At 67.7% G+C, this 15482-nt stretch carries 16 protein-coding genes; 9 read left to right on the forward strand and 7 right to left on the reverse strand.

Annotated features, from left to right (window positions below; genetic code table 11):
* The first annotated feature begins 59 nt into the window (after positions 1–59).
* From PHLH3_RS10750 to PHLH3_RS10770, 5 genes are all read left to right on the forward strand, one after another.
* Entirely contained in the window at positions 60–368 is a 309-nt protein-coding gene (locus PHLH3_RS10750; protein ID WP_213629189.1) for a PepSY domain-containing protein, read from the forward strand.
* Positions 368–682 carry a PepSY domain-containing protein gene (locus tag PHLH3_RS10755; protein ID WP_173180166.1) on the forward strand — a complete coding sequence of 105 codons (315 nt, stop codon included), beginning with the start codon at positions 368–370 and terminating at the stop codon, positions 680–682. Before PHLH3_RS10750 ends, PHLH3_RS10755 begins: the two co-directional genes overlap by 1 nt.
* Complete coding sequence (locus tag PHLH3_RS10760; protein WP_173180164.1) at positions 682–1350, forward strand: response regulator transcription factor; 669 nt, start codon at positions 682–684, stop codon at positions 1348–1350. Before PHLH3_RS10755 ends, PHLH3_RS10760 begins: the two co-directional genes overlap by 1 nt.
* Positions 1347–2666, forward strand: a complete 1320-nt coding sequence (locus PHLH3_RS10765) for a sensor histidine kinase (RefSeq protein ID WP_213629190.1) — start codon at positions 1347–1349, stop codon at positions 2664–2666. The genes PHLH3_RS10760 and PHLH3_RS10765 overlap by 4 nt, the downstream gene beginning before the upstream one ends.
* A 65-nt stretch (positions 2667–2731) precedes the next feature.
* Complete coding sequence (locus tag PHLH3_RS10770; RefSeq protein ID WP_213629191.1) at positions 2732–3208, forward strand: DUF3429 domain-containing protein; 477 nt, start codon at positions 2732–2734, stop codon at positions 3206–3208.
* On the opposite strand, the gene PHLH3_RS10775 is transcribed toward PHLH3_RS10770, so the two are convergent.
* The 5 genes from PHLH3_RS10775 to PHLH3_RS10795 form a co-directional block, all read right to left on the reverse strand.
* Positions 3188–3712 (reverse strand): AAA family ATPase, encoded by a 525-nt coding sequence (locus PHLH3_RS10775; protein WP_213630503.1) that lies wholly within the window; start codon positions 3710–3712, stop codon positions 3188–3190. The genes PHLH3_RS10770 and PHLH3_RS10775 overlap by 21 nt on opposite strands.
* On the reverse strand, positions 3709–4272 hold the full coding sequence (pnuC, locus tag PHLH3_RS10780; protein WP_213629192.1) for a nicotinamide riboside transporter PnuC: 564 nt from the start codon (positions 4270–4272) through the stop codon (positions 3709–3711). Before pnuC ends, PHLH3_RS10775 begins: the two co-directional genes overlap by 4 nt.
* Positions 4273–4311: 39 nt before the next feature.
* Positions 4312–4851, reverse strand: a complete 540-nt coding sequence (locus tag PHLH3_RS10785) for a hypothetical protein (RefSeq protein ID WP_213629193.1) — start codon at positions 4849–4851, stop codon at positions 4312–4314.
* Positions 4852–4951: 100 nt separating this feature from the next.
* Positions 4952–5566: a hypothetical protein gene (locus PHLH3_RS10790; RefSeq protein WP_213629194.1), complete on the reverse strand. Its 615-nt coding sequence runs from the start codon at positions 5564–5566 to the stop codon at positions 4952–4954.
* Positions 5567–5574: 8 nt separating this feature from the next.
* Positions 5575–7206: a methyl-accepting chemotaxis protein gene (locus PHLH3_RS10795; protein ID WP_213629195.1), complete on the reverse strand. Its 1632-nt coding sequence runs from the start codon at positions 7204–7206 to the stop codon at positions 5575–5577.
* A gap of 243 nt (positions 7207–7449) precedes the next feature.
* Here PHLH3_RS10795 and PHLH3_RS10800 point away from each other — a divergent pair, with 243 nt between their 5' ends.
* Both PHLH3_RS10800 and PHLH3_RS10805 read left to right on the forward strand, forming a co-directional pair.
* Complete coding sequence (locus tag PHLH3_RS10800; RefSeq protein ID WP_213629196.1) at positions 7450–8280, forward strand: undecaprenyl-diphosphate phosphatase; 831 nt, start codon at positions 7450–7452, stop codon at positions 8278–8280.
* A 95-nt stretch (positions 8281–8375) separates the two neighbouring features.
* Entirely contained in the window at positions 8376–9350 is a 975-nt protein-coding gene (locus tag PHLH3_RS10805; protein WP_213629197.1) for an alpha/beta hydrolase, read from the forward strand.
* A gap of 187 nt (positions 9351–9537) precedes the next feature.
* Here the strand turns inward: PHLH3_RS10805 and acnA are convergent, their stop codons facing one another.
* The gene (acnA, locus tag PHLH3_RS10810) at positions 9538–12279 is read right to left on the reverse strand and encodes an aconitate hydratase AcnA (protein WP_213629198.1); all 2742 of its coding nucleotides are present in this window, start codon (positions 12277–12279) and stop codon (positions 9538–9540) included.
* Between the two features lie 214 nt (positions 12280–12493).
* Here acnA and rlmM point away from each other — a divergent pair, with 214 nt between their 5' ends.
* Both rlmM and tusA read left to right on the forward strand, forming a co-directional pair.
* Entirely contained in the window at positions 12494–13549 is a 1056-nt protein-coding gene (gene rlmM, locus PHLH3_RS10815) for a 23S rRNA (cytidine(2498)-2'-O)-methyltransferase RlmM (protein ID WP_213629199.1), read from the forward strand.
* Positions 13550–13637: 88 nt separating this feature from the next.
* The gene (gene tusA / locus PHLH3_RS10820) at positions 13638–13877 is read left to right on the forward strand and encodes a sulfurtransferase TusA (protein WP_021216828.1); all 240 of its coding nucleotides are present in this window, start codon (positions 13638–13640) and stop codon (positions 13875–13877) included.
* A 160-nt stretch (positions 13878–14037) separates the two neighbouring features.
* On the opposite strand, the gene PHLH3_RS10825 is transcribed toward tusA, so the two are convergent.
* A complete protein-coding gene (locus tag PHLH3_RS10825; protein WP_244863014.1) occupies positions 14038–15435 on the reverse strand; it encodes an MATE family efflux transporter in 1398 nt (465 codons plus the stop codon).
* Between the last annotated feature and the right edge of the window lie 47 nt (positions 15436–15482).

Genomic DNA, 15482 nt, shown 5'->3' on the forward strand with positions numbered 1-15482 from the left:
AATTGGCCTTCGCTAAGGTGTACCCATCCAAGACAGATATCCCCACAAGGAGATGCACCATGAAAAAACTCACTGCCCTGCTCGCCGTCGCCACCCTCGCTGCCACCGCCGGTATCGCCCAGGCCCGTGACCTCGGCCCGGACGAAGCCCTGAAGCTGCGTGACGCCGGCACCATCCAGTCGTTCGAGAAGCTCAACGCCGCCGCCATCGCCAAGCACCCCGGCTCCACCGTCAACGAGACCGAGCTGGAAGAGGAATACGGCCGCTACATCTACCAGGTCGAACTGCGTGATCCCCAGGGCGTGCAGTGGGACCTGGAGCTGGACGCCACCAATGGCCAGATCCTCAAGGATCACCAGGACGACTGATGCGACTGATCATGCGCTACAGCGGCATCCTCGCCCTGGTCCTGGCGGTCTTCGCCCTCGAGGCGGTGGCCCGTGACCTGGACCAGGACGAAGCCCTGAAGCTCCGCGAGGAAGGGGTGATCATGCCCCTCGAACAACTGCTGCACCGGGCCCTGGGGTTGTACCCCGGGGCTCGCCTGCTGGAGGCGGAGCTGGAAGAGGAAGACGATGTCTATGTCTACGAAGTCGAACTGCTGACCACCGAAGGCGTGGTGCGGGAGCTGGAACTGGACGCCCGCGACGGGCGCATCCTGAAGGACGAGGAGGATGACTGATGCGCCTGCTGCTGGTTGAGGATCATGTGCCCCTGGCGGACGAGTTGCTGGCCGGGCTCGGCCGCCAGGGCTACGCCGTGGACTGGCTGGCCGACGGCCGCGATGCTGCCCACCAGGGCGCCAGCGAACCCTATGACCTGATCGTGCTGGACCTCGGCCTGCCCGGTCGCCCGGGCCTCGACGTGCTCCGCGAATGGCGCGCGGGCGGGCTGGCGACGCCGGTGCTGATCCTCACCGCGAGGGATTCCTGGGCCGAGCGCATCGAGGGCCTCAAGGCCGGTGCCGACGACTACCTGACCAAACCCTTCCACCCGGAGGAACTGGCCCTGCGCATCCAGTCGCTGCTGCGCCGCGCCCGGGGCCTGGCCAACCAGCCGCACCTCGAAGCGGCTGGCCTGCAGCTGGACGAAGGCCGCCAATGCGTCACCCGTGGCGGTGAGGAAGTGGACCTGACCGCTGCCGAGTTCCGCCTCCTGCGCTACTTCATGCTCCACCCGGGCCAGCTGCTGTCCAAGAGCCACCTGGCCGAGCACCTCTATGACGGCGAGACCGAGCGCGACTCCAACGTCATCGAGGTCCACGTCAACCACCTGCGGCGCAAGCTCGGGCGCAGTGTGATCGAGACCCGCCGTGGCCAGGGCTACCGCTTCACCGGTGCCACCGAGTGAGGTCCATCCAGCGGCAGCTCAGCATCGGCCTGGTGACCCTGTTGCTGGTGGTCGGGCTCTTGCTCGCCCAGGTGAGCCTGTGGCTGTTCGATGACGGCCTGCGCCGCCACCTCGAGGGCAACCTGCGCAGCGAGGCGGAAAGCCTGCTGGCCGCCCTGGTGCGCGGCCCGAAGGGCATCCAGCTGGACGAGCAGAAGCTCAACCCGGCGCATCAGCAGCCCTATTCGGGGCGCTATTTCCTGATCCGCATCGATGACACCCCCTGGCGCTCCCGCTCCCTGTGGGACGCCGAGTTCGCCATGCCCGAGCGCCCGGGCCTGACCGCCGAGCTGCTGCCCGGGCCCAACGACCAGCAGTTGCTCACCTACCGGGGCGACTACCGCCGCTTCGGCCGCCAGGTGAGCATTGCCGTGGCCCAGGACTACACGCCGGTACTGGACAGCTTCCGCCGCGTGCAGTGGACCGGCGTCGCCCTGGGTGTCGCCGCGCTCCTGCTGGTGCTCGCCCTGCAGCGCTACACGGTGCGCCGTGCGCTGCGCCCGCTGGAACGGGTGCGTCGACAGATCGCCCAGCTGCAGCAGGGCCAGCGCAGCGAGCTGGATGCCCGCGTGCCCCTGGAACTGGAGCCGCTGGTGGGCCAGATCAACCACCTGCTGGCCCATACCGAAGACACCCTGCGCCGTTCGCGCAATGCCCTGGGCAACCTTGGCCACGCACTGAAGACGCCCCTGGCGGTGCTGGTCAGCCTGGAGTCCCGCGACGAGTTGCGTGAGCACCCGGAGCTGCGCGCCGCCCTGGCCGAGCAACTGGAGCAGATCCAGCAGCGCTTGTCCCGCGAGCTGGGCCGCGCGCGCCTGGCCGGCGAAGCCTTGCCAGGGGCGCATTTCGATTGCGATGCGGAGTTGCCGGGGCTGTTCAACACCCTGTCGATGATCCATGACAGCGGGCTCGACCTGGACTGGGATGTCGCCCCCGGCCTGCGCCTGCCCTGGGATCGCGAGGACCTGCTGGAGCTGTTGGGCAACCTGCTGGACAACGCCTGCAAGTGGGCGGAAACCCAGGTGTTGCTGTCCATCTCCCTGCAGGCCGGCGGTTATCGCCTGAGCGTCGACGACGACGGCCCCGGCATCGCCGAGGAGCAGCGCGAGACGGTGCTCGACCGGGGCTCGCGGCTGGACGAGCAGGTTGCCGGCCATGGCCTGGGCCTGGGCATCGTGCGGGACATCGTCGACGCCTGGGGCGGCCGCCTCAGCCTGGACAGCAGCCCCCTCGGCGGCCTGCGGGTGCGCATCGACCTGCCCGTGCCTCGCCGTTGACGGCGCACAATGCGGTTGGTATCAGGCCTGTCTAGTCTGAAGGCAACCCAACAAGGACCCGCCCCATGCATGCATTCGATGCTCCCCATCCGCCGCAACTGGCCCGGCTGCTCGGCTACGCCGGGCTGGTGCCCTTCGTCACCGGTGCACTCGGTATCTGGCTGACCCCGATCGGTTGGCGCCCCCTGGTACTGGCGGCGTTGCTGGACTACGCCGCCGTCATCCTCGCGTTCATGGGTGCCATTCACTGGGGGCTGGCCATGCGCGCCGGCCAGGACGACACTCGCGCGCGCCTGCAACTGGGCCTTTCGGTGATTCCCGCATTGTTCGGCTGGGTCGCCATCGCCGCCGGGCTGCCCACCGGCCTGGCGGTGGCCGTGTTCATCCCGGCTTTCATCGGCCTTTACCTGGCCGACCTGCGTGCCGTGCGCCTGGGCCTTGCACCGGGCTGGTACCCGGCCCTGCGCCGGCCTCTGACCATCGGCGTCGTCACCAGCCTGCTGGTGGCCTGGGGCGGCCTGCTATTCGGCCAGCCAGGCTGACACCGTGGCCAGCGCCGCGTCGCGGCGCTCGGCCCAATTCCCCGTCACCACCACGTAACGCTGCCCCTGTGCCTTCAGCCACGCCTCGCTGGCGTGGAAGAACGCCAACCGCTCGGCCAGCGCCGGCTGGCAGCGCTGCCCATCGCCCACCCAGGGCACGCCTTCCGGGCTCAGCAGCAGGTGCAGGTCGTAGCGGCGTTCGGCCAGGGCCGTCTCCAACCAGGCCGGGCAGTCGCCGAACAGCGTGCGGCTCCACAGGATGTTGCTCAGCAGGTGGGTATCCAGCACCAGCAGCGCCGGCCGCTCGGCCCGCGCCGCGTCCTCGTGCTGCAATTGCCCCCGGGCGATCAGGGGGATGTCGGCGTAGCAGGTGTCGCGCTGCTGCTCGTCGATGAACTCGCGCACGTACTCCCCCACCACCTGGCCGCCGAAGCGCGTAGCGATCTCGCCGGCCAGCCAGCTCTTGCCGCTGGATTCGGGCCCCGCCAGCACCACCACCTTCATGCCGGGCTCGCCTGCGGTTGCCGCCATTGCCGCCAGCCGTGCACGGCCAGCAGCGTGAACAGCGCGTAGAGCGCGGCGGTCAGGTACAGCGCCTTGCTGAGGAACAGGCCGACGAAGATCACGTCCACCACTATCCACAGTGTCCAGCATTCCAGGCGCTTCTGCGCCATCCACACCTGGGCCACCAGGCTGAACGCGGTGAGGGCGGCGTCCAGCCAGGGCGCGGCGGCGTCGGTGTGGGTAGCCATCAGGTAGCCCAGGCTCAGGCTGCCGGCGGTGCCGAGCGCCAGGCCCAGCAGCAGCCCGCTGCGTGCCAGGCGCGTCACCTCGCGGCCCTCGTGGCGCTCGCCGCCCCGGGTCCACTGCCACCAGCCGTAGAGCTGCAGCACGGCGTAGACCACCTGCAGCAGCATGTCGGAGTAGAGCTTCACCTCGAAGAAGATCCAGGCGTAGATCAGCACCATGGCCAGGCCGATGGGCCAGCACCAGCGGTTCTGCCGGGTGGTGAGCCAGACGGCGAGCACGCCGAGCGCGGCGGCGAAGAGTTCAAGTGGCGACACGGGCGACCCTCGTGGAAAGAGCCGCCGATTGTAGCGGCTTCAGCCGGCGGCGGGCGCCCTGGCCGCCAGGCGTTGCCGGTCCTGGCGCTCGCGCTCGGTGCCCAGGTACGGCTCGCGGGTGCCCAGCAGGTGGTCGAACCAGGGCCGGGTCACGCACCAGTTGGCGTGGGGGTTGGGGCCCATGTGGTGGTCGTAGTGCCAGGGCAGGTGGTGGCGCGCCCAGTCCGGGTCCTCGTGCGAGCGGCGGTGGGTGCGGTAGTAGTTCGCCGCGCCGTACCAGAGGGTCGCGGTGAACCAGGGCGCCACCAGCCACAGCGGGCTGGCGGCCAGGCTCGCCAGCAGCAGCGCCCAGGCTTCCTTGCCCTGGGCGTGCCAGCCCAGCGGGAAGCGCTCGTAGCAGGGGTCGCGGAAGGCGTGGCGGCGGGCGTTGCCGTGGTGTTCGTGGAAATGGAAGCTCCAGAAGCGCCCGCGCACCCGGCCCAGACCGTGGAGCACGTACTTGTGGAAGAACCATTCGATGAAGTTGGCCAGGAGCAGGCCGGCGATGATGCTCAGCGGGGCTTCGAGGTACCAGGGCATGGCAACGGAATCCTTGGCGGGTCGTGATCCGACTCTAGCCAGGAGGAGGGCGCCCGGTCTTGTCCGTGCTGCCCGGTTCGCCGGGCATCCGGGACAAGCCTCAGCAGACTAGGCTGTCGGCCTGGCGGTAGAGGATCAGCAACTTGCGGGTGATGCTCTGCTGGATGTCGTCGCGCTCGAAGGTGGAGAGGTGTGGCAGCTTCTGCACCTGCAGGCGGTGCAGGTGGATGTAGGGCATCTGCTGGTCGAACTCGCGCAGGTCGCCCTTCATAAGGATCGGCAGGAAGACGTCGCCGCGCTTGCGCTGATTGCTGATGATCTGCGCCAGTGCCGGCTTGAAGGGCATGGTCTTGGGCTTCGGGCCGCCTTCCTCGATGCGCGTGCTGAGCAGCAACCCCGGCTTGCCGAGGACCACGCCGGGCAGCACGAAGAGGCCGGTCTTGAGCACCGCGGCGGCCTCGATCCCGTGCAGGGTGTCGTGGAAGGCGTAGGGGTTGGGCAGCACCACCATCTTGCGCCCGAGGTCGGCGGGGAAGTGCAGGCTGTAGTTGGTGTACAGCTGGCGCGTGGACTCGGAGTACACGCACAGGCGGTTCTCGAACAGGCGGATGAAACGCTCGGCCAGCTCGCGACGGGCGATGCTGTCCAGGTCCCAGATCAGGTCCTGGTTCTGCTGCTGGCCGAGGTCGACCTCCTGGTGTTCCATGTTGCCCATGCCGGTCCTCAAACGCGGAATTGTCTCAGCAAGCGGTTCAACTGCTCGGCCAGTTGGCTGAGCTGCTGGCTGGCGGCGCTAGTCTGCTCTGAAGCCATCGCGTTGTCATGGGCCAAGCTGGCTGCCTGGGTCACATTCTGGTTGATGTCCTCCACCACGTGGGACTGCTGCAGGGTGGCACTGGCGATGGAGGCGTTGAGCCCGGTGAGGTTGCGCAACGACTGGGCGATCTGCCCGAGGCTCTCGCCGGCCTGGCTGGCCTGCTCCACGGTCAGCTGCGAGGCGCGGCTGCTTTCGTTGATCACCTTCACCGCCGCTTCGGAGTTGCCTTGCAGGCGCTCGATCATGCCGTGGATCTCGGCAGTGGATTTCTGCGTGCGCTGGGCCAGCAGGCGCACCTCGTCGGCGACCACGGCGAAGCCGCGGCCCTGCTCGCCCGCGCGGGCGGCCTCGATGGCGGCGTTGAGCGCCAGCAGGTTGGTCTGCTCGGCGATGGAGCGGATCACTTCCAGGACGGTGCCGATCTGCGAGCTTTCCTCGGCCAGCGAGCGGATCACCTCCACGGCCTGGGCGATGGTGTCGGAGAGCTGGCCGATCTGCCGCAGACTGGCGGAGATATTGCTCTGGCCGAGGCGCGCCTGGTCTTCGGCGGTGCGCACCTCGCTGGCGGCGTGCTCGGCGTTCTTCGCCACGTCCTGCACGCCGTAGGTGACCTCGTTGATGGCGGTGGCCACCAGCTCCATCTGCTGGGATTGCTGCTCGCTGTGGCGCTGGCCATTGCTGGCGATGCCGCCCAGGGAACCGGCGGCCTGGTCCAGCGCGCCGGCAGCGTCCAGGGATTGGCGGATGACCCCGCGCAGCTTGCTGGTGAAGGCGTTGAAGTGCCCGGAAAGCGCGGTGATCTCGTCGCGACCCTGGCCATCCAGCGAGCTGGTCAGGTCACCTTCGCCGCTGGCGATGTTGGCCATGGCCGCCACCACGTCCTGCAGCGGGCGGGTGATGCTGCGGGCGATCACCACCACCAGCACCGCCATGATCAGGGCGATCACCAGGCCGATGAAGGAGGCGCGCAGGGCCTGGGACCAGAATTCCTCCTGCATGTCGTCGATGTAGATGCCCGAGCCGATCACCCAGCCCCAGGGCTGGAACAGTTGCACGTAGGACACCTTGGGCACCGGGTCGCTGGCGCCCGGCTTCGGCCAGCGGTAGTCGACGAAGCCCGCGCCCTTGCTGCGGGCCACGGCCACCATGTCGTTGAACAGCGGCTTGCCATCCGGGTCCTTGTAGCCGGAGAGGTCCTGCCCCTCCAGCTTCGGGTTGGTCGGGTGCATGACCATGCGCGGGGTCAGGTCGTTGATCCAGAAGTAGTCGTTCTTGTCATAGCGCAGCGCGCGGATGGCCTGCATGGCCTGCTTCTGCGCCTCTTCGCGGGGCAGGGTGCCGGCCGCTTCCTGGGCCTGGAAGTGCTGCAGCACGCCGGCGGCGGTCTGCACCACGTGCTGGGTCTTGAGTTCCTTGCCATGCAGCAGGTCGCTGTGGATCTGCTGGAGCATCGCCATCCCGAGAACCACCAGCATCGACACCGCGACGACGAGGATCAGCCAGAGACGGCGGCTGATGGGCAGACTGCGAAGGTTCATGGTCGGGGGCTCCTGACTCGTTATTGTTCTGCGGCCGGATTTCGCGCTCCTGCGCGGTCGTTGCCGCGCGCGAATCCACAGCATGTCTGATAGCATTTCGGCATTCGGCCGGCAAACCTGATGCAGATCGTCGGCCGGGAACCCGCGTCCTTGCGGCTGGTCTCAGCCGCGCACGGTACCCGCCCGGGCCACACCACACACTTTTGCGAGCAGGCCGCCACTGGGCGAGCCTTGGGAGAACCAATGGATTTTTGGACGGCCTTTCAGGCTCTGATTCTGGGCGTAGTCGAAGGCCTCACGGAGTTCCTGCCGATCTCCAGCACCGGCCACCAGATCATCGTGGCCGACCTGATCGGCTTCGGTGGCGAGCGCTTCCAGGCGTTCAACATCATCATCCAGCTCGGCGCCATCCTCGCCGTGGTCTGGGAGTACCGGCGCAAGATCTTCGACGTGGTGGTGGGCCTGCCCCGCGAGCGCAGCGCCCAGCGCTTCACCGGCAACCTGCTGGTGGCCTTCTTCCCGGCGGTGATCCTGGGCGTGGCCTTCGCCGACCTGATCCACCACTACCTGTTCAACCCCATCACCGTGGCCACGGCGCTGGTCATCGGCGGGGTGATCATGCTCTGGGCCGAGCGTCGCGATCACCTGATCCAGGCCGAGACGGTGGACGACATGAACTGGAAGCAGGCGCTCAAGGTGGGCCTCGCCCAGTGCCTGGCGCTGGTGCCCGGCACCTCGCGCTCCGGCGCCACCATCATCGGCGGGCTGCTGTTCGGCCTGTCGCGCAAGGCGGCCACCGAGTTCTCCTTCTTCCTCGCCATGCCCACCATGGTCGGCGCGGCGGTGTACTCGGGCTACAAGTACCGCCACCTGTTCCAGCCCTCCGACCTGCCGGTGTTCGCCCTGGGCTTCGTGGTCTCCTTCATCTTCGCGATGATCGCCGTTCGCGCGCTTCTCAAGTTCATCGGCAACCACAGCTACGCGGCCTTCGCCTGGTACCGCATCGGTTTCGGCCTGCTGATCCTCGCCACCTGGCAGTTCGGGCTTATCGACTGGGCCACCGCCCAGGGCTGATGAGTCCCGGGCATTCGCGGCATCGATAAAGGCACGCCCCCGGGCGTGCCTTTGTCATAGTGGGCGCCTGTACCGCTACGGATTGAGGAAGGCCCATGAGCGCGCTCGAACATCGCCTGCTGGAGGTCAACGGCATCCGCCTGGGGCTGTATTGCGCGGGCCCCGAGGATGGGCGGCCACTCTGGCTGCTGCACGGCTTCCCCGAGTGCTGGCATTCCTGGCGCAACCAGATCGAGCCGTTGCTGGCCGCTGGCTACCGCGTACTGGTGCCGGAGATGCGTGGCTATGGCAGCAGCAGTGCCCCGGACGATCCGGCGGCCTATGACCTGATCACCCTTTGCGGCGACATTCAGGCCGCCATGGATGCCCTTGGCCAGCACGAGGTTTGCGTCATCGGCCACGACTGGGGCGCTCCGGTGGCCTGGCACCTGGCGCTGCTGGAGCCGTTGCGGGTCAAGGCGGTGGTCGGCATGGCGGTGCCTTTCGGCGGCCGCCCGAAGCAACCGGCGACCGAGGCGATGCGCCAGCACTTCGCCGGGCGCTTCAACTACATCCTCTATTTCCAGGAGCCGGGCGTGGCCGAGCGCGAACTGGATGCCGACATCCCGCGCACCCTGCGGATGATGATGCACAACAGCTCCGCCGCGGTGCCCCGGGACTTCTTCCTCCAGGACAAGCCCGCCGGCTCGACCCTGTTCGACGGCATGCAGGACCCCGGCCAGCTGCCGTCCTGGTGCGACGAGACAGCCTTCGCCGAGTACCTTGGGACCTTCGAGGGGCGCGGCTTCCACGGTGCGCTCAACTGGTACCGCAACTTCGAGCGCAACTGGCAGCGCACCGAGCCGCTGCAGGGCAGGCAGGTGCTGCAGCCCGCCCTGTTCCTGATCGGCGACAAGGACCCGGTCGGCACCCTGGAGGCATACGGCATCAAGGCCATGCCGCGCAGCGTGCCCGGCCTGGAGCAGCACGTGATCGCCGAGTGCGGGCACTGGCTGCAGAACGAAAAGCCGCGCGAGGTGAACGCCCATCTGCTGGACTTCCTGGCGCGGCACTATCCGAATGGCAACTGATCTGCGGGGGGGATGGGTGGGGGCGAATTCATTCGCGATTCTTCTGCACCGAGCCCATCGCGGTTGAAACCGCTCCCACAGGAGGGAGCGGTCTTGGGGCGACTGATGTCGTCCCTGCAGGATTGAGGAGGCTGTAGGGGCGAATTCATTCGCCCGCTTCTGAATGCGCCCCTACAGGACTCCCAGGTCAGCTGGCCAGCAACTGGCGCAGCACATAGTGGAGGATGCCGCCGGCCTTGAAGTACTCGACCTCGTTGAGGGTGTCGATGCGGCAGAGCACCTCGACCGTCTCGAGCGAGGCGTCCTCGCGGGTGATCTCCAGGGTCAGCGGCATGCGCGGGCGCAGTTCCACGCCGCTGAGGCCATGGATGCCGATCGTCTCCTTGCCGGTCAGGCCCAGGCTCTTGCGGTCGGTGCCGTCCTTGAACTGCAGCGGCAGCACACCCATGCCCACCAGGTTGGAGCGGTGGATGCGCTCGAAGCTCTCGGCGATCACTGCCTTGACCCCCAGCAGGTTGGTGCCCTTGGCAGCCCAGTCACGGGAGGAGCCGGTGCCGTACTCCTTGCCGGCGAAGATCACCAGCGGCGTGCCTTCGGCCTGGTAGCGCATGGCGGCGTCGTAGATGGCCAGTTTCTCGCCACTGGGCACGTGCAGCGTGTTACCGCCTTCCTCGCCGCCGAGCATCTCGTTGCGGATGCGGATGTTGGCGAAGGTGCCGCGCATCATCACTTCGTGGTTGCCGCGGCGCGAGCCGTAGGAGTTGAAGTCCCGGGGCTCCACGCCCTTTTCCCGCAGGTAGCGACCGGCGGGGCTGTCGGCCTTGATGTTGCCGGCCGGGGAGATGTGGTCGGTGGTCACCGAATCCCCCAGCAGGGCGAGGACACGCGCCTGGCGTACATCTTCCACCCGGGGCGGCGCACCGGCGATATCGGCGAAGAAGGGCGGGTGCTGGATGTAGGTGGAATCGGCCTGCCAGGCGTAGGTATCCGATTCGGGCACCTGGATGGCGCGCCATTTCTCGTCGCCAGCGAAGACTTCGGCGTATTCCTTGCGGAACATCGCGGTGTCGACCTTGGCGATGGCCTCGTTGATCTCCTGCTGGCTCGGCCAGATGTCCTTCAGGTACACCGGCTTGCCGTCCTTGCCTTCACCCAGCGGTTCGCGGCTGATATCCAGGCGCACGCTGCCGGCCAGGGCGTAGGCGACCACCAGCGGCGGGGAGGCCAGCCAGTTGGTCTTCACCAGCGGGTGCACGCGGCCTTCGAAGTTGCGGTTGCCGGAGAGCACCGAGGCCACGGTCAGGTCGCCCTGCTGGATGGCCTTCTCGATGGGCTCCAGCAGCGGGCCGGAGTTGCCGATGCAGGTGGTGCAGCCATAGCCCACCAGGTCGAAGCCCAGTTCGTCGAGGTACTTCGTCAGCCCGGCGGCGGCGAAGTACTCGGTCACCACCTTGGAGCCGGGCGCCAGGGAGCTCTTCACCCAGGGCTTGCGCGTCAGGCCCTTCTCCACGGCCTTCTTCGCCACCAGGCCGGCGGCCATCATCACGCTGGGGTTGGAGGTGTTGGTGCAGGAGGTGATGGCGGCGATCACCACGGCGCCGTCGCTGAGGCGGTGGGTGCGGCCCTCGTATTCGTAGTCCACCACGCCGCTCTGCACGCTGCCGCCCACGGCGGTGCCGCCGCCGCCCTCGCTGAGCAGGCGGCTGTCCTCCTTGGCGCTGGGCTTGAGTTGCAGGGTGATGAGGTCGTCGAAGGTACTGGCCACCTGGGTCAGCGGCACCCGGTCCTGCGGGCGCTTGGGCCCGGCCAGGCTGGCTTCTACCGTGCCCATGTCCAGGGACAGGCTGTCGGTGAACACCGGTTCCTCGCCGGCGCTGCGCCACAGGCCCTGGGCCTTGCAGTAGGCCTCCACTAGCTTGACCGTGGATTCCGGACGGCCGGAGAGGCGCAGGTAGCCCAGGGTGATCTCGTCCACCGGGAAGAAGCCGCAGGTGGCGCCGTATTCCGGTGCCATGTTGGCGATGGTGGCGCGGTCGGCCAGGGGCAGGTCGGCCAGGCCGTCGCCGTAGAACTCGACGAATTTCCCCACCACGCCCTTCTTGCGCAGCATCTGGGTGACGGTTAGCACCAGGTCGGTGGCGGTGATGCCTTCCTTGAGCTTGCCGCTGAGTTTGAAGCCGATCACCTCGGGGATCAGCATCGACACCGGCTGGCCGAGCATGGCCGCTTCCGCCTCGATGCCGCCCACGCCCCAGCCGAGTACGCCGAGGCCGTTGATCATGGTGGTATGTGAGTCGGTGCCCACCAGGGTGTCGGGGAAGGCGTAGGTCCTGCCGTCCTCTTCGCGGGTCCAGACGGTGCGGCCCAGGTACTCCAGGTTGACCTGGTGGCAGATGCCGGTGCCCGGCGGCACCACGCTGAAGTTGTCGAAGGCGTTCTGGCCCCAGCGCAGGAAGGCGTAGCGCTCGCCGTTGCGCTCCATCTCGATCTCGACGTTCTGCTCGAAGGCCTGGGGGCTGGCGAAGCGGTCGACCATCACCGAGTGGTCGATCACCAGGTCCACCGGCGAGAGTGGGTTGATCTTCTGTGGGTCACCCCCGGCCTTGGCCACGGCGTCGCGCATGGCGGCCAGGTCGACCACGGCAGGCACGCCGGTGAAGTCCTGCATCAGTACCCGCGCCGGGCGGTACTGGATCTCGCGCTCGGAGCTGCGGGTCTTCTGCCAGGCCACCAGGGCTTCGAGGTCCTCGCGGCCGACGGTCTCGTTGTCCTCCCAGCGCAGCAGGTTCTCCAGCAGCACTTTCAGAGACAGGGGCAACTTGTCGATGTTGCCGAGGCTCTTGGCGGCCTCTGGCAGGCTGAAGTAGTGATAGGTCTTGCCGTCCACCTCGAGGGTGCGGCGGCTGTTCAGGCTATCCAAGGAAGGCATTGGCATCTCCTTTGGGCCCATACGGCATGGGCCGATACAGGGGGCGGAACCCTGGAAAGCTAGCTCTACTTACCGGGTCTCGCCATGTTCTGGACCCCCGCTTCCGTGTGAGGGTTCCTTCTGTCTCATCACACTTGGCGTAGGATTTTTCCATCGATCACTGTGTGAAATCGGGCGCTTCGGCTCTATAGTGCGCGGCCAAGGAGACACCCCGATGAATAGCCTGTTCCTGCACTGCCGTCCCGGTTTCGAGGGCGAGGTGTGTGCCGAGATATCCGACCTGGCCGCCCGACTGGACGTGCCCGGCTATGCCAAGGGCAAGGCCAACAGTGCCTGTGCCGAGTTCATCTGCCAGGATGCCGACGGCGCCGAGCGCCTGATGCGCGGGCAGCGTTTCTCGCGCCTGATCTTCCCGCGCCAGTGGGCCCGTGGCGGCTTCCTGGCACTGCCGGAGACCGATCGCATCAGCGTGCTGCTGGCGCACCTGGTCGACTACCCGGTGTGCGGCAGCCTGTGGCTGGAGGTGCTGGATACCAACGAAGGGAAGGAGCTGTCGAATTTCTGCAAGAAATTCGAGGGGCCCCTGCGCAAGGCGCTGGAGAAGGCCGGGCGCCTGGTGGATGACCCGTCCAGGCCGCGCCTGTTGCTGACCTTCCGCAGCGGTCGCGAGGTGTTCGCCGGCATTGCCGAGGCGGACAACTCCGCGCTCTGGCCCATGGGCATCCCGCGCCTGAAGTTCCCCCGCGAGGCGCCGAGCCGCTCCACGCTGAAGCTGGAGGAGGCCTGGCACACCTTCATCCCCCGCGAGCAGTGGGAGACACGGCTCTCCGAGGACATGACGGGCGTCGACCTCGGCGCATCCCCCGGTGGCTGGACCTACCAGCTGGTGCGTCGCGGCATGCTGGTCACCGCCATCGACAACGGCCCCATGGCCGAAAGCTTGATGGATACCGGGCTGGTGCAGCACCTGATGGTCGACGGCTTCACCTTCAAGCCGAAGCAGCCGGTGGACTGGATGGTCTGCGACATCGTCGAGAAGCCGGCGCGCAACGCCGCGCTGCTGGAGACCTGGATAGGCGAGGGGCTGTGCCGCGAGGCGGTGGTCAACCTCAAGCTGCCGATGAAGCAGCGCTACGCCGAGGTACAGCGCCTGCTGCAGCGCCTGGAAGACAGCTTCCGCGAGCGCAGGATCAAGGTGTCCATCGCCTGCAAGCAGCTCTATCACGACCGCGAGGAAGTGACCTGCCACCTGCGTCGCCTGGACCGCTGAGGCCCCACGCCGGCCGTGCCGGGCATCGGCCGGGCTGGGCGCGCCCGGCGCTTTACGCCACAATGGCGACCTGTTCCTGGAGTACCCCATGTCCGATCAGCCTGATGCCATTCTCGATGCCACCGGCCTCAATTGCCCTGAGCCGGTGATGATGTTGCACAACAAGGTGCGCGATCTGCCGTCCGGCGGCCTGCTCAAGGTCATCGCCACCGACCCGTCGACCCGGCGGGATATCCCCAAGTTCTGCATGTTCCTCGGCCACGAACTGGTGGAGCAGGGCGAAGAGGCCGGTACCTACCTGTACTGGATCCGCAAGAAAGCCGAATGAAGCCCGCCCCGGATGCGAAGAAGCCCGCCTGATGCGGGCTTCTTGCTGTCTGGAGGCATGTCGGTGCGGTTCTCAGGCGGAGCCTCGCCTGCGCGGAGGGTGACGGGGCCCTGGGCGCGCGCCCGTTCCCCCCGTCACCCTCGCGGGGGCTCACTGGACCTCAGGCCGGCTCCGCCACGCCCAGACGCTCGCCCATGCGGATGCGCGAGCGTGCGCTGCGGGCGACGCGGAACGACAGCATCACCGCCGCCACCGTCAGGCCGACGATCAGCCCCTGCCACAGGCCGCGCGGGCCGGTGGGTTCGCCCAGCCAGTCGGTGAGCCCCAGCAGGTAGCCGACGGGCAGGCCGATGCCCCAGTAGGAGAACAGCGTCAGGACCATGGTCACCCGTGTGTCCTGGTAGCCGCGCAGGGCGCCGGCGGCGGTGACCTGGATGGCATCGGAGAACTGGAACAGCGCGGCGAACACGATCAGCGACGCGGCCACGGCGATCACCTGCGCATCCGGCGTATAGATGGCGGCGATCTGTTCGCGCAATAGCAGCATCAGGCTGGCCGAGAGGCAGGCGTAGGTCAGCGCCACGGCCATGCCCATGCCGGCGGAGAAGCGCGCATCACGCGGGGTGCCGCGGCCCAGGGAGTGGCCGACACGCACGGTCACGGCCATCGCCAGGGAATAGGGGATCATGAACACCAGCGAACTGAAGTTCAGCGCGATCTGGTGCCCGGCCACCACGTTGGCGCCGAGGCCGCCGATGAGCAGGGCGATCACCGCGAAGATGCTCGACTCGGCGAAGATCGCGATGCCGATGGGCAGGCCCACGCTCAGCAGGCGGCGGATCACCGCCCAGCGCGGTATCTCGAAGTGGGTGAACAGGCCGCTCGGCTTGTAGACCTTGGCGATGTTCACCCAGGCCAGCATGCCGAAGAACATCAACCACATGACGGTGCCGCTGGCCCAGCCACAGCCGACGCCGCCCATGGCCGGGAAGCCCAGGTGGCCGTAGATCAGCACGTAGTTCAGGGGGATGTTCAGCAGCAGCCCGCAGATGCCCAGCACCATGCTCGGGCGAGTGCGTCCGAGGCCGTCGCTGTAGCAGCGCAGCACCTGGTAGAGGGCCACCGCCGGCAGGCCGAAGGCGATGCCGTGGAGGTAGCCCATGCTTGGGATCACCAGGTCTTCTTCCACGCCCATCAGGTGCAGCACGGGCTCGGCAAACAGCAGCAGGCCGGCGCCGGCGATGCCGACCACCACGGCCAGCCACAGGGCCTGGCGCACCAGCGGGCCGATCTCGGCGTCCTGGCCGGCGCCATGGCGCTGGGCGACTTTCGCGGTGGTGGCCAGGAGGGTGCCGGTCATCAACAGGAACACCGGCACCCAGATGGAGTTGCCCAGGGCCACGGCGGCCAGGTCGCGGGGGCTGACGCGCCCTGCCATCACGGCGTCGACGAAACCCATGGCCGAGTGGGAGAGCTGGGCGATCATGATCGGCAGGGCGAGGGTGAATAGGGCACGCAATTCGCGACGGATACGGTCGAGGCGAGTCTGGATTGTCACGGGGGGTCTTTCCCTGGCTGTGAAGCGTTCACCGGTACGGCGGTGGC

Origin of the sequence: Pseudomonas sp. Pc102, assembly GCF_018408275.1 — a bacterium.
GTDB lineage: Bacteria > Pseudomonadota > Gammaproteobacteria > Pseudomonadales > Pseudomonadaceae > Metapseudomonas > Metapseudomonas tohonis.

Bases quoted from the DNA above. Each gene is read 5' to 3' on its own strand.
- PHLH3_RS10750 (WP_213629189.1), top strand. From the start codon at position 60: ATGAAAAAACTCACTGCCCTGCTCGCCGTCGCCACCCTCGCTGCCACC.
- PHLH3_RS10805 (WP_213629197.1), top strand. From the start codon at position 8,376: ATGAGCGCGCTCGAACATCGCCTGCTGGAGGTCAACGGCATCCGCCTG.
- tusA (WP_021216828.1), top strand. From the start codon at position 13,638: ATGTCCGATCAGCCTGATGCCATTCTCGATGCCACCGGCCTCAATTGC.
- PHLH3_RS10800 (WP_213629196.1), top strand. From the start codon at position 7,450: ATGGATTTTTGGACGGCCTTTCAGGCTCTGATTCTGGGCGTAGTCGAA.
- PHLH3_RS10770 (WP_213629191.1), top strand. From the start codon at position 2,732: ATGCATGCATTCGATGCTCCCCATCCGCCGCAACTGGCCCGGCTGCTC.
- PHLH3_RS10785 (WP_213629193.1), bottom strand. From the start codon at position 4,851: ATGCCCTGGTACCTCGAAGCCCCGCTGAGCATCATCGCCGGCCTGCTC.
- acnA (WP_213629198.1), bottom strand. From the start codon at position 12,279: ATGCCTTCCTTGGATAGCCTGAACAGCCGCCGCACCCTCGAGGTGGAC.
- PHLH3_RS10755 (WP_173180166.1), top strand. From the start codon at position 368: ATGCGACTGATCATGCGCTACAGCGGCATCCTCGCCCTGGTCCTGGCG.
- PHLH3_RS10760 (WP_173180164.1), top strand. From the start codon at position 682: ATGCGCCTGCTGCTGGTTGAGGATCATGTGCCCCTGGCGGACGAGTTG.
- PHLH3_RS10795 (WP_213629195.1), bottom strand. From the start codon at position 7,206: ATGAACCTTCGCAGTCTGCCCATCAGCCGCCGTCTCTGGCTGATCCTC.
- PHLH3_RS10775 (WP_213630503.1), bottom strand. From the start codon at position 3,712: ATGAAGGTGGTGGTGCTGGCGGGGCCCGAATCCAGCGGCAAGAGCTGG.
- rlmM (WP_213629199.1), top strand. From the start codon at position 12,494: ATGAATAGCCTGTTCCTGCACTGCCGTCCCGGTTTCGAGGGCGAGGTG.
- PHLH3_RS10790 (WP_213629194.1), bottom strand. From the start codon at position 5,566: ATGGGCAACATGGAACACCAGGAGGTCGACCTCGGCCAGCAGCAGAAC.